Annotated in this window: 12 protein-coding genes; 10 read left to right on the forward strand and 2 right to left on the reverse strand. The window is 68.3% G+C overall.

Translation table 11 applies throughout. The features are described from left to right. Nucleotides 1–10 precede the first annotated feature (10 nt). Genes ccoO through EVS83_RS10215 form a run of 9 tightly spaced genes read left to right on the forward strand, consistent with a single transcriptional unit; the run spans nt 11 to nt 7,310 of the window. Nucleotides 11–628 (forward strand): cytochrome-c oxidase, cbb3-type subunit II, encoded by a 618-nt coding sequence (ccoO, locus tag EVS83_RS10175; protein WP_133500939.1) that lies wholly within the window; start codon nt 11–13, stop codon nt 626–628. A gap of 3 nt (nt 629–631) precedes the next feature. After that, the gene (locus EVS83_RS10180) at nt 632–772 is read left to right on the forward strand and encodes a cbb3-type cytochrome oxidase subunit 3 (protein WP_133500940.1); all 141 of its coding nucleotides are present in this window, start codon (nt 632–634) and stop codon (nt 770–772) included. Then, entirely contained in the window at nt 769–1,695 is a 927-nt protein-coding gene (ccoP, locus tag EVS83_RS10185; protein ID WP_133500941.1) for a cytochrome-c oxidase, cbb3-type subunit III, read from the forward strand. Before EVS83_RS10180 ends, ccoP begins: the two co-directional genes overlap by 4 nt. 9 nt (nt 1,696–1,704) lie before the next feature. Then, on the forward strand, nt 1,705–2,001 hold the full coding sequence (locus EVS83_RS10190; protein ID WP_133500942.1) for a hypothetical protein: 297 nt from the start codon (nt 1,705–1,707) through the stop codon (nt 1,999–2,001). Continuing rightward, on the forward strand, nt 2,001–3,548 hold the full coding sequence (locus EVS83_RS10195) for a 4Fe-4S dicluster domain-containing protein (RefSeq protein ID WP_133500943.1): 1,548 nt from the start codon (nt 2,001–2,003) through the stop codon (nt 3,546–3,548). Before EVS83_RS10190 ends, EVS83_RS10195 begins: the two co-directional genes overlap by 1 nt. Then, nucleotides 3,545–4,045, forward strand: a complete 501-nt coding sequence (locus EVS83_RS10200) for a FixH family protein (RefSeq protein WP_133500944.1) — start codon at nt 3,545–3,547, stop codon at nt 4,043–4,045. The genes EVS83_RS10195 and EVS83_RS10200 overlap by 4 nt, the downstream gene beginning before the upstream one ends. A gap of 1 nt (nt 4,046) precedes the next feature. Then, nucleotides 4,047–6,434 carry a heavy metal translocating P-type ATPase gene (locus tag EVS83_RS10205; RefSeq protein WP_208108731.1) on the forward strand — a complete coding sequence of 796 codons (2,388 nt, stop codon included), beginning with the start codon at nt 4,047–4,049 and terminating at the stop codon, nt 6,432–6,434. After that, the gene (ccoS, locus tag EVS83_RS10210; RefSeq protein WP_133500945.1) at nt 6,431–6,583 is read left to right on the forward strand and encodes a cbb3-type cytochrome oxidase assembly protein CcoS; all 153 of its coding nucleotides are present in this window, start codon (nt 6,431–6,433) and stop codon (nt 6,581–6,583) included. Before EVS83_RS10205 ends, ccoS begins: the two co-directional genes overlap by 4 nt. A gap of 1 nt (nt 6,584) precedes the next feature. Beyond that, nucleotides 6,585–7,310, forward strand: coding sequence for a sulfite exporter TauE/SafE family protein (locus tag EVS83_RS10215; RefSeq protein ID WP_133500946.1), 726 nt, complete (start codon nt 6,585–6,587; stop codon nt 7,308–7,310). On the opposite strand, the gene EVS83_RS10220 is transcribed toward EVS83_RS10215, so the two are convergent. Then, entirely contained in the window at nt 7,311–8,078 is a 768-nt protein-coding gene (locus EVS83_RS10220) for a helix-turn-helix domain-containing protein (RefSeq protein WP_133500947.1), read from the reverse strand. 187 nt (nt 8,079–8,265) lie between these two features. Here EVS83_RS10220 and hemN point away from each other — a divergent pair, with 187 nt between their 5' ends. Continuing rightward, nucleotides 8,266–9,666: an oxygen-independent coproporphyrinogen III oxidase gene (gene hemN, locus EVS83_RS10225; protein ID WP_133500948.1), complete on the forward strand. Its 1,401-nt coding sequence runs from the start codon at nt 8,266–8,268 to the stop codon at nt 9,664–9,666. 126 nt (nt 9,667–9,792) lie between these two features. On the opposite strand, the gene EVS83_RS10230 is transcribed toward hemN, so the two are convergent. Further along, nucleotides 9,793–12,153: a GH92 family glycosyl hydrolase gene (locus tag EVS83_RS10230; protein WP_133500949.1), complete on the reverse strand. Its 2,361-nt coding sequence runs from the start codon at nt 12,151–12,153 to the stop codon at nt 9,793–9,795. Between the last annotated feature and the right edge of the window lie 100 nt (nt 12,154–12,253).

A 12,253-nucleotide genomic window follows, 5' to 3' on the forward strand; every position in this document is an offset into this window, starting at 1 on the left:
GGAGCCGACCATGAGCAGCAATGCACACGAGAAGATCGAGAAGAACGTCGGCCTGATGGCGATGCTGATCGCGGTGGCGGTGTCGTTCGGCGGCCTCGCTGAGATCGTTCCGCTGATGCACCAGGCGGAAGCCATCAAGCCGCTGCCGGGCATCAAGCCCTACCCCGCGCTGCAGCTCGCCGGGCGCGACGTCTACATCCGCGAGGGTTGCTACAACTGCCACTCGCAGATGGTGCGCACGCTGCGCTTCGAGACCGAGCGCTACGGTCACTACTCGCTCGCCGGCGAGTCCGTCTACGACCACCCGTTCCAGTGGGGCAGCAAGCGCACGGGACCGGATCTGGCGCGCGTCGGCGGGCGCTACTCGGACGACTGGCACCGCGTGCACCTCAACAACCCGCGCGACGTCGTGCCCGAATCCAACATGCCCGCCTTCCCGTGGCTGGAGACGAACCACGTCGACGGCGCGGACATCACGTCGCACATGAAGGCGCTGCGCGCGATCGGTGATCCCTACACCGATGCCGATATCGCGGGCGTGGCGAACGCCGTGGAGGGCAAGACCGAGATGGACGCCGTCATCGCCTACCTGCAGGGCCTCGGCAAGAACGCACCGAGGGGAGGCTGAGCCATGGTCGCCGGAATCGTCACCGCCATCCTGCTCGCGCTCTTCCTGACGGGCTGGGTCTGGGCCTGGCGCCCCGCGCGTAAGGCCGAATTCGACGCCGCGGCGCGCCTGCCGCTCATGGATAACGAGGAGACGTCGCGATGAGCCCGAGCTGGTCGTGGTACGTGATCGCACTCGTGGTGCTGAACATCGTCGGCTGCGTCTGGCTGCTGTGGTGGACGTCGCGTCGCCGCCCCGGCGACCCCAAGCCGACCGACACCAGCCACATCTGGGACGACGACCTCACCGAATACAACAAGCCGCTGCCGCGATGGTGGATCAACCTCTTCTACATCACGATCGTGTTCTCGGTCGGCTACATGGTGTGGTTCGGCGGGTTCGGCAGCCTGAAGGGCTATAGCGGCTGGTCGTCACAGGGCGAGTATGCGCTGCAGAAGTCGAAGGAAGACGCGAAGCTCGAGGAGTCGTTCGCACGCTTCGCCGGCCAGCCCATCGATGCGATCGCGCGCGATCCGCATGCCGTGTCGATTGGTCATTCGATCTTCGCGAACACCTGCTCGGGCTGCCACGGCTCGTCGGCCAAGGGCGCGATCGGCTATCCCAACCTCACCGACGACATCTGGCATTGGGGCGGCACGCCCGATCGCATCCTGCAAACCGTGCTCGACGGCCGCGAAGGCGTCATGCCGGAATGGGGCAAGGTGCTCACCGGCATGGGCGGCCCGAATGCAGTGGATTACGTCGCGAGCTACGTGCAGTCGCTGTCGGATCCGAACGGCGTGCAGAACAACTTCATGGCCGCGCAGGGCAAAACGCTGTACGACGGCGTGTGCGTCGCCTGCCACGGGCCGAATGGCAAGGGCAACATGGACATGGGCGCGCCCGACCTCACCGACGGCTACTGGCTGTACGGCGGCGACAAGGCGCAGATCGCCGCGACCATCACGAACGGACGTCACGGCGTGATGCCCGCGCACCGCGAGCTCCTCGGCGACACCCGCGCACGTCTGGTGGCCGCGTACGTGTGGTCGCTGTCGCACCCGCCCGCGCAGGTCGCGGCGAAGTAAGGAGCGCGCATGTCGCAGACGTCGCCCGTGTTCGATCACCCACCACGCCCGATGGCGCAGCGCGTCGGCGCCATCCTCTGGCCGAGCTTCTTCGCCGCGGGCGTTGCGACGATGGTGTTCTTCGCCATCGTCGACCCGCTCGCGCTGCGCGACATGACCTTCCCGCAGCTGCCGATGAGCCGCGAGCTGGGCTACACGCTGGGTTTCTTCACCCTCTGGGTTGCGACGTCGGCGTCCAGCCTGTTCACCTGGATCCTGCTGAGGCCAGCGAGCCGCTTCAACCGGCCGCTGTCCGGCGATGCGTGATGAGTCGTTCGATTCCACTTGAGATGCTCGACGAGCCCGCGGGACTCTACATCAGCGAGCGCAAGGTCTATCCACGTGCGGTCACCGGCCCGCTCGCGCGCCTGCGCGTGGCGGCAGTGGTCTGGCTGCTCGGGATGTTCTACGCATTCCCGTGGTTGCAATGGGACGGTCGACAGGCCCTGCTGTTCGACCTGCCCGCGCGCAAGTTCCACGTGTTCGCGCTGACGTTCTGGCCGCAGGATTTCCTTTTCCTCGCGCTGCTCCTGATCGTCGCCGCGCTGTCGCTGTTCTTCTTCACCGCGCTCGCCGGCCGCCTCTGGTGCGGCTACGCATGCCCGCAGACGGTGTGGACCGAAGTCTTTCTGTGGATGGAGACGTGGGCGGAAGGCGACCGCGCTAAGCGCATCAAGCTCGACGCCGGCCCGTGGACGCGCGAGAAGGTCCTGCGCAAGGGGGCGAAACACGCGTTGTGGGCGATCTTCGCGCTGTGGACCGGCTTCACGTTCGTCGGATTCTTCACTCCGATCACCGATCTCGCCGCGCGTCTCCATCCGTTCGCCTGGGGCGGATGGGAGACGTTCTGGGTGCTGTTCTATGGCGTCGCGACCTGGGGCAACGCAGGTTTCCTGCGCGAGCAGGTCTGCAAGTACATGTGCCCGTACGCGCGCTTCCAGAGTGCGATGTTCGATCGCAACACGCTGCTGATCGCCTACGACCCGATGCGCGGCGAACCGCGCGGCCCGCGCAAGCGCGGCCTCCCGAGCGTGCTCGATCGCGCGCGCGGCCTGCTCGATCGCGCGCTGGCCTACGACTACGTGTTCCGCGCCGCACAACACCCGTCGGCCGCAGCAGCAGCCACGGGCGCGGGCGGCACGATCACGTTCGCCGGCGCGGGCATCGGCGCGGAACCGCTGCCGAAGTTCGCGCCCAATGAGTTGGGCGACTGCATCGACTGCACGATCTGCGTGCAGGTCTGCCCCACGGGCATCGACATCCGCAATGGCCTGCAATACGAGTGCATCGCCTGCGGTGCCTGCGTCGACGCGTGCAACGACGTGATGGGCAAGCTCGGCTATCCGAAAGGCCTTGTCCGCTACACCACGCAGAACGCACTCGACGGCCGCACCGGGCGCATCGTTCGCCCGCGCATCGTCGTCTACGGCGCCCTGCTGCTCGCACTGACCGTCGGGTGGGCCTGGGGCGTGACGCATCGTGCGCCGCTCACCGTCGAAGCAATCCGCGACCGCAATGCACTCTATCGCCCGGTCGTCGATGGCATCGACAACGGCTACACGCTCAAGCTCGCGAACAAGACCGACGCGGCGCAACGCTATGTCATCGGTCTCGACAATGCCCCGGCCGGCCTGCAGCTGCGCGGCTTGCCGATGACGATCACCGTGCCCGCGCAGTCGGTCGTGCCGATCGAAGTGACCGTGCATGGCGGCAACGACATCGCGGGGCGCCGCCCGATCCGCTTCGTCGTCGAATCGGCCGACAAGAGCGCGCGCGACGTCGTCGACAGCAGTTTCTTTGGACCCCTGCAATGAACGACCGCGAGAACTCGCCCTGGCGCAACCCCGTGATGTGGCTGGTGGTCGGCCTGCCCGTGCTGTCGATGATCTTCGGCATCGGTCTCGTGGTGATCGCGAATCGTGATTCGGACGACGCCATCGCCGACAAGGTCGACCGCACCGCGCAGATGCAGATCGCGGACCTCGGCCCCGACGCGCTCGCGAAGCAGCGTCGTCTCAGCGCCGTCGTGCGCGTCGCCGGTGGCGCGGTCGAAGTGATTCCGGTGAACGGCGAGTTCGATCGACATCGCCCGCTGCGCGTGCGCTTCCTGCATCCCGCACATTCGGCGGGCGACCTGGCCATAACGCTGCCGCCGACGGACGACGGCTGGCGCGCGCAGCAGGCCGTCGACGCGAGCAGCGAGTGGAACGTCCGCGTCGAGCCCGTCGATGGCTGCTGGCGCATCGGCGGTCGCCTGCCGAAGGGGCAGCAGGCCGCGGCATTGACGCCCGCGTTGCAGGGCGGCGACTGACATGGACATGCGCGTCGCGGCGGTGGAGTCGAGTGCGTCAGCGGGCTGCTGGCACTGCGGCGAGCCGCTGCCGCCCTCGCCCGCCTACCTGCGACTGGACGACGCCACGCGCGCGTTCTGCTGCGATGGCTGCGCCGCGGCGGCACAGTGGATCCGCGACGCCCATCTCGACGACTACTACCGCCTACGCAGCGAACGCGCCTCGCGTGTCGGCACCGAACCGGCCGACTTTGTTGTGTGGGATCGCGACGACGTGGTCGCCGGCCACGTGCGCGACATCGACGGCCTGCGCGAGATCACGGTCGTCACCGACGGCATGCGCTGCGCCGCGTGCGCATGGCTGATCGATCGCGCCCTGTCGAACGAACCGGGCGTTCGCGACGTGTCCGCGAATGCGGTGACGGGCCGTATCCGGCTGACATGGGATCCGGCGACGACGACGCTTTCGTCGCCACTGCGGCGCCTCGCATTGCTCGGCTATCGGCCGTACCTCGCGGGCGGCTTCATCGACGAGGAGGCACGTCGCCGCGCGCGCAACCGTTCGCTGCTGCGCATCGGTCTCGCCAGCCTCGGTGCGATGCAGGCGATGATGTTCGGCGAAGCGCTCTACCTCGATACCGGCGGCACGATGGCCATCGCCACGCGCGATTTCCTGCGCTGGATCACCTTCCTCGTCTCCACGCCCGTCGTGTTCTATGCGGGCTGGCCGTTCCTCGAAGGCGCGTGGCGCGAGCTGCAGCACCGCCGCCTCGGCATGGACGTGCTCGTCGCGACCTCGACGCTGCTTGCGTACATCGCCAGCGTGGTCGAAACCGTACGGGGCGGGCCACACGTCTGGTACGACGCCGCGGTGATGTTCGTCTTCCTGCTGCTGGTCGCGCGCACGCTCGAGGAACGCGCACGCGCCGCTGCGAACGCGCAGGTGGACGCCCTCAGTCGCGCGCGCCCGGTGCTTGCGACGCGCGAACGGTCCGACGGCACCCGCGAGACCGTGCCGGTGGCAGCGCTGCAGGTGGACGACGTCGCCTGCGTCGCCGCCGGCGAACCGGCGCCCGCCGACGGCACTCTGCTCGACGACGAAGCGCGCTTCGAGGAGGCGCTGCTGACCGGCGAACCACATCCGGTCGCGCACCGTGCTGGCGACATGATCTTTGCCGGCACGATCTGCCGCGATCGCCCCGCCCGCATGCGGGTGACGCGCGTCGGCGCCGACACGCGCCTGTCGGAACTCACCCGCCTCGTGGAGCAGGCGCAGGCGCACCGCCCGCGGCTCGCGCAGGTCGCCGACCGCATCGCGGGCGTGTTCGTCGTGGCGATGTTGCTCGTCGCGGCCGCCACCTTCATCGCATGGCGTCTGCACGATCCGTCGCATGCGCTGGACGTGACGTTGGCCGTGCTCGCGATCTCCTGCCCCTGTGCGCTCTCGCTGTCGATTCCGGCGGCAGTCGCGGCGGCGCACGGCGGCCTCGCGCGCATCGGCATGCTCGCGACGCGGCCGGATGCACTCGACCGACTCGCGCGAGCCGACGATGTCGTGTTCGACAAGACCGGCACACTGACCGATGGCAGCGCGCGCCTCGTACGCGTCGAGACGTACGGCGTCGACGAGGCGTCGGCCCTCCGCATGGCCGCCGCGCTCGAACAGGGGTCGACTCACCCGCTCGCCGCAGCGTTCACTGACATGCCTGCAGCGATCACGCACGACGTGCGCCTCGTCGCGGCGAAAGGCCTCGAAGGCACGGTCGACGGTCGACATCTGCGCATCGGTCGCGCCGACTTCGCCGCGGGTCGCAATGACGATGGCGCACTGTGGCTCGGCGACGGCACGCGACCGCTCGCGCGTTTCGAGATCGGCGAAGGCCTGCGCGACGACGCGGCAGATGCGATCGCCTCGCTGCGTGCTCAGCGTCTGCAGGTCCGCCTCGCCAGCGGCGACGCGCGCGAGCGCGTCGCCGCCGTGGCGCAGCAGCTGGGAATCGACGACGCAAGCGCCCGCCAGACGCCCGAAGACAAGCTTGCGTACGCGCGTGCACTGCAGCGCGAAGGCCGCGTCGTCGCGATGGTCGGCGACGGGCTCAACGACGCGCCGGTACTCGCCGGCGCCGATGTCTCCATCGCCATCGGCACCGGCGCTGCGCTGGCCCAGCGCGCTGCGGATTTCGTGTTGACCGGCCGCTCGCTGTCACGTCTCGCGCAGGCCGTGTCGCTCGCGCGCCGCACCCGCACCGTCGTGCGACAGAACCTCACGTGGGCACTCGCCTACAACGCGCTCGCACTGCCGGCGGCGGTGACCGGCCACGTCGCGCCGTGGCTCGCGGCGCTGGGCATGAGCCTGTCGTCGCTCGCGGTCACGCTCAACGCGTTACGGCTTGCAAGGAGACCGGCATGACCATCCTCCTCCTGCTCATTCCACTCAGCCTGATGCTGCTCGGCGTCGCGGTGTACGCGTTCTGGTGGGCAGTGAAGCGCGGCCAGTTCGACGATCTCGACACGCCGGCCATCGACATCCTCCGCGACGATCCACCCAGACGTGACTGACATGGATCTGGCCTGGCTCACGCTGGCGTCCGCGCTGCTGACGGGACTCGTCGGCAGCGGGCACTGCGCGGTGATGTGCGGCGGTATCGCCACGGGATTCCCCGCGATGGCGCCGCGCGCAGGCTGGCGTTACGTCATCGAACCGAACCTCGGGCGCCTGCTCGGCTATGCGATCGCGGGCGCGGTGGCCGGTGGGCTCGGCCACGCGATCGTGGGTATCGCCGCAATGCCGGAGCTGCGTCTTGCGCTGCGCATCGCGACCGGCGTCGTGCTGCTCGCGGCGGGTATTCGGCTGTGGCGAGGCACCGCGTCGACATCGCCCTATTCGACGCTGGGCGGTGGCGTGTGGCGCGCCCTCAAGCCCTTGCAGCGTCGACTGCTCCCGGCGAACACGTCGACGCGACGCCTCGTGCTCGGCGCCCTCTGGGGTTGGCTGCCGTGCGGACTCAGCACGACGGTGCTGGCCGCCGCATGGCTGCAAGCCAGCGCCGCCGGCGGTGCGATGACGATGGCGGCGTTCGGGCTCGGCACGCTGCCCGTCATGCTGCCGTTGACCTGGTCCGGTCAGCAGCTCGGTCGACGCCTGCTGCGCGGCCGCGTGCGCGGCGCAGTCGGCCTCGTGGTCGGCGCTGCCGGCGCGCTGACGATCACTGCTCCCTGGCTCGCCACATGGATGCCGGTGTTGCACGGCCCGCTCGCCGCGCTGGGCTGCACGTCGCCGACGTGATCAGGCGCGTTGCTGGCGCTGGCGTCCATTGCCGTCGCCGCTGTCGCCAGCATGCGCGAGCCGTTCGAGTTCGGCACTGTCGAGGATCTCCACGCGCCGTCCGTGCACCGCGATCACGCCGTCGTCCTGCAGCCGCGTGAATCCGCGGCTGACGGTTTCGAGCGCGAGTCCCAGGAACCGTGCGATGTCCTCGCGGCTCATTGGCAGTCGCAGACGGTCGGTCGGCTCGCCGATCGTGCGCAGGCGCTCCGTCAGTCCATGGAGGAACAACGCGATGCGCTCGTTCGCCTGCCGTCGCGCAAGGATTTCGAGATGGTCCTGATCGCGCCCGACACTCTGCCCGATCACGCGCATCAGCTGACGCTGCAGACCCGGGAGCTGCGACGCGACGGTCGACAGCTCGTCGAACGGCACTTCGCAGACGTTGGCCGTGGTCAATGCGACCGCCTCGCAGCGGTGCATGCCCGACCCCAACGCATCCAGACCGATGAGCTCGCCCGGCAGGTGGAAGCCGATGACCTGCTCCTCGCCGTCTTCACTCACCAGCACGGTCTTGAACGCGCCATCTCGGGCGACGAAAACCGCGCCCATGGCATCGCCTTGCCGGAACAGCCGCTCCCCGGCATCCACCGGTCGCTTGCGCCTCACGATCTCGTCGAGTCGCTGTAGGTCATCGCGGCCGATGCCGGCCGGTAGGCAAAGCTGCTGAAGCGAGCACTGGGCGCAACCGCGCCGCAATGTGATGAGGTCGATGGAAGGTGCCGCCATGTCGCTCAAGGCTCATCGCTCGGACGGACGGACAGCTTAATGGGTCGGGATTACCACGACGTAGACGGGAAGCGGCCGCCAGGTGAACCCGGTCACGCAAGGCGCTTCCCCCGGAATCTCCCCCGCACGATCTCGCGGGTTGATCCGAATCAAGTCGGCACCGACCCGCAACCGTATCGTCACCGCCATGGCGACGAACGACGCATTGATCGACCGCGCGCTGCTGGAGCGCTACAACCGACCGGGTCCGCGCTACACCTCCTATCCGACGGCTCCGCACTTCCGCGAGCACTTCGGCGAGGCCGACCTGCGCGACGCCATCGTCGCGAGCAACGGCGATCCGATCCCGCGTCGACTGTCGCTCTACGTGCACGTGCCCTTCTGCAGCAGCCCGTGCTTCTACTGCGGCTGCAATCGCGTGGTGACGCGCGATGCGGCGCGAGGCGAGCGCTACCTCCAGCATCTCGATCGCGAGATCGGGCTGATCGCGCCGCTGTTCGACGCCGACCGCGAGCTCATCCAGCTCCACTTCGGCGGCGGCACGCCGAATTTCCTGTCACCGGGTCAGCTGCGGCAATGCGTCGACAGCATCCGCCGCGCGTTCCGATTCTCGGACTCGCCCGATCGCGACATCTCCATCGAACTCGATCCGCGCTTCGTCACGCGCGAGGACATTGCGGAACTCGCCGCGGCCGGCTTCAACCGTGCCAGCCTCGGCGTGCAGGATTTCGACGCCGACGTGCAGCGCGCGGTGAACCGCGTGCAGAGCGTCGAGGAAACGCGCGAGGTGGTCGATGCCTGCCGCGCGCACGGGTTCCGCTCCGTGAACATCGATCTGATCTACGGTCTGCCCAAGCAGACGCTCGACGGCTTCTCGCGCACGCTCGACGACGTACTCGCGATGCGTCCCGATCGCCTCGCCGTCTACAGCTATGCGCACCTGCCCGAGCTGTTCCGCGCGCACCGACAGATCCACGATGCGGACCTGCCCTCACCCGACGTCAAGCTGTCGCTGCTGACGCTCGCGATCGATCGCCTCGCACGGGCCGGCTACGTCTACATCGGCATGGACCACTTCGCACTGCCCGACGACGACCTCGCGCGCGCACAGTCGCGCGGCGGCCTGCATCGCAACTTCATGGGCTATACGACGCACGCCGACAGCGACCTCGTCGGCGTCGGCGTCAGCGCGATCAGTCACATCGGCAACGTGTTCAGCCAGAACCCCCGCGACTTGCCGAGTTGGGAGACGGCGCTCGACGACGGCCGCCTGCCCGTCTTCCGCGGCCTGCATCTCAGCGACGACGACCAGTTGCGCGCCGATGTCATCCAGGCGCTGATGTGCAGCGGCGAGATTCCCACGCACGCACTCGAGCGGCGCTACGGCATCGATTTCGACGACTACTTCGGCGCCTGCCTCGAGCGCCTCGCGCCGCTGGAGTCGGACGGGCTCGTGCGTCGCGATGCCGAACGTATCGTCGCGACCCCGCGCGGTCGCCTGCTTCTGCGGAACATCGCGATGTGCTTCGATGCCTATCTCGACGCCACCGCGGACGTGGTTCGCCCGCGCTTCTCGAAATCCGTTTGAGGCATCGATGCGCGAAGCGCACGAGGGCCAGCTGGAGTGGTTGCCCGACCGCCGAAGTGGTCAGACGCGCGGAGCCGGGGCGGTGGGTGCATCGCTGACACGCAGCAGCACTTCCGTCGCCCATCACTACTTTGACATCGAATAAGGATGCTCGGCCGCGGCGCTCGGCCAGTCGCGGTTCGGCGTCGCCTGCATCGTGAAGTGCAGTTCGCCGCCGCGAAGGATCTCTTCATGGCGGATGAACGTGCGGTCGAGCGGCCGGCCGTCGAGCGTGACGCGACCGACATACGGATGCGCGTCGTCGAGTCCGTCCGCAATCATGGTGAAACGCTTGCCGTTCGGCAGGTTCAGCGTCGCGCGCGGCAGGAACGGGCGGCCAATGATGTACTCGTTGCTCGCCGGCGCGACGGGATAGAAGCCGAGCGCGGTGAACACGTACCAGGCCGACATCTGGCCGAGGTCGTCGTTGCCGGAGAGTCCATCGGGACGAGGCGCGTACTGCGTCGACATGATCGTCCCGAGCCGCGCCTGCGTGCGCCACGGCTGGCCGGCGGCGGCGTAGAGATAGGCGACGTGGTGACTCGGTTCGTTGCCGTGCGCGTACCAGCCGATCAGGCCGGTGATGTCTTCCATGTGCGCGAAGATCTTCGGGTCGATCTTGGCGTCGAACACGTCGTCGAGTTTGGCAAGCAGGCGATCCGCGCCGCCGTGCGCAGCCGCGAGGCCCGCGACGTCCTGCGGCACGTACCACGAGTATTGCCAGGCGTTGCCTTCGGTGTAGTCGGTGCCGTAGCCGCTCGCGGTGGGATCGAACGGCTCGCGGAACTTGCCGTCGCGCGTGCGGGCGCGCATGAAGCCGGTCGCCGGATCGAACGCGTTCTTCCAGTTGGCGGCGCGCTTCTCGAATTGCGTGGCGACATCGGGGCGCCCCATCGCCGACGCCATGCGTGCGATCGTCCAATCATCGAACGCATATTCGAGCGTCTTCGACGCAGCCTCGTCTTCTTCGTCGATCGGCACATAGCCGAGCTGCATGTACTGCGCGAGCCCGTCGTACGGGCCGTAGGTCGCGCTGGACACCATGGCCTTGAGCGCCGCGTCGGTGTCGTAGCCGCGAATGCCCTTCATGTAGGCATCGGCGATCACCGGAACCGCGTGGTAGCCGATCACGCACCACGTCTCCTGACCGTGGAACGCCCACACCGGCAACGTGCCGTAGGGGCTGGCCTGCTGCGACGCGATCAGCGAACTGACAAAGTCGCTGTTGCGCTTTTCAGGTTGCACCAGCGTCAGCAGCGGATGCAGCGCGCGGTAGGTGTCCCACAGCGAGAACGTCGAATAGTTCGTGAAACCCTTCGCCTGGTGCACGGCGTTGTCGGGGCCGCGATAGCGCCCGTCGACGTCCATGAACAGCGTCGGCCCCATGAACGTGTGGTAGAGCGCGGTGTAGAAGCTGCGGCGCTGCGTGTCGGGCGCATCGACATCGACCGCGCCGAGCGCCTGCGTCCATTGCGTGCGTGCATTCGCGCGCACGGCGTCGAAATCCCAGCCCGGCATTTCGGCGTCGAGATTCGCGATCGCGTTGGCCTCGTCGACGCTTGAAATCGCGACCTTCGCAATCAGCGGACGCCCACCGAGATCACCGAAATCGAACGTGCCGACGAGCTGCCGGCCTTCGATCTGCGCGCGTGCCGAGGGATCCTTGTCGCCCGGCGGCGGAAAGCCCTTGTAGACGACGTCGGTCTCGGTGTTGTTGAACGTGTGCGCGGCCGGTGCAGTGGAAAAGCGCATCGCGAAGTAGAGCTGGCGACCCGGCGCCCAGCCGCGCGTTTCGCGGAAACCCGTGACCGTCCCGTCGGGCCGCAGGCGCATGCGCGACCAGAGCACCTTGCCCGGGTAGTCGTACATGCTCGTGCGCAGGTCGACGAGCACGTGCGCCGCTTCGCCTTTCGGGAACGTGTAGCGATGCACGCCGACGCGCGCGCTCGCGGTGAGTTCGGCGCGCACCCGGTAGTCGTCGAGCGTGACCGCGTAATAGCCCGGCTGCGCGACTTCCGTTTCGTGGCGGAAGCGCGACGTGTAGCCGCCACCCGGCTTGGCGGGATCGCCGCGTTCGGTGCGCACCGTCCCTGTGATCGGCATGACCAGCACATCGCCGAGGTCCGAGTGACCGGTGCCCGAGAAATGCGTATGGGAGAAGCCGACGATGGTGCGGTCGTCGTACCGGTAGCCCGCGGCCCAGCCGTAGGCCTCCTTGCGCGGCTTGATCTGCGTGTCGGGGCTCAGCTGGATCATGCCGAACGGGACGGTCGCACCCGGGAAGGTGTGGCCCTCGCCGCCCGTGCCGATGAAGGGGTCGACCGCGGCGTAGGCGCTGGACGCCTCCGGTCGCGGCGCCGCGGTGAGCGCGCTTGCGACGAACAGGCCCGCGATGCCCGCGATCCAGGCCGTCCGGCCTGTGCTCCACCCGCCCTGTCCACCCGCCATGATGCCACCGATTTGGATCGTTCCAAATCGACGGTAGCACCACGCTCGCGCCCGGGCATGCTGCAGCGCGAAATGCCGACTCCGCACTTGGCGTGCAGAC

It is taken from the genome of Cognatilysobacter terrigena, assembly GCF_004361065.1.
GTDB lineage: Bacteria > Pseudomonadota > Gammaproteobacteria > Xanthomonadales > Xanthomonadaceae > Cognatilysobacter > Cognatilysobacter terrigena.

Bases quoted from the DNA above. Each gene is read 5' to 3' on its own strand.
- ccoO (WP_133500939.1), top strand. From the start codon at position 11: ATGAGCAGCAATGCACACGAGAAGATCGAGAAGAACGTCGGCCTGATG.
- EVS83_RS10180 (WP_133500940.1), top strand. From the start codon at position 632: ATGGTCGCCGGAATCGTCACCGCCATCCTGCTCGCGCTCTTCCTGACG.
- ccoP (WP_133500941.1), top strand. From the start codon at position 769: ATGAGCCCGAGCTGGTCGTGGTACGTGATCGCACTCGTGGTGCTGAAC.
- EVS83_RS10190 (WP_133500942.1), top strand. From the start codon at position 1,705: ATGTCGCAGACGTCGCCCGTGTTCGATCACCCACCACGCCCGATGGCG.
- EVS83_RS10195 (WP_133500943.1), top strand. From the start codon at position 2,001: ATGAGTCGTTCGATTCCACTTGAGATGCTCGACGAGCCCGCGGGACTC.
- EVS83_RS10200 (WP_133500944.1), top strand. From the start codon at position 3,545: ATGAACGACCGCGAGAACTCGCCCTGGCGCAACCCCGTGATGTGGCTG.
- EVS83_RS10205 (WP_208108731.1), top strand. From the start codon at position 4,047: ATGGACATGCGCGTCGCGGCGGTGGAGTCGAGTGCGTCAGCGGGCTGC.
- ccoS (WP_133500945.1), top strand. From the start codon at position 6,431: ATGACCATCCTCCTCCTGCTCATTCCACTCAGCCTGATGCTGCTCGGC.
- EVS83_RS10215 (WP_133500946.1), top strand. From the start codon at position 6,585: ATGGATCTGGCCTGGCTCACGCTGGCGTCCGCGCTGCTGACGGGACTC.
- EVS83_RS10220 (WP_133500947.1), bottom strand. From the start codon at position 8,078: ATGGCGGCACCTTCCATCGACCTCATCACATTGCGGCGCGGTTGCGCC.
- hemN (WP_133500948.1), top strand. From the start codon at position 8,266: ATGGCGACGAACGACGCATTGATCGACCGCGCGCTGCTGGAGCGCTAC.
- EVS83_RS10230 (WP_133500949.1), bottom strand. From the start codon at position 12,153: ATGGCGGGTGGACAGGGCGGGTGGAGCACAGGCCGGACGGCCTGGATC.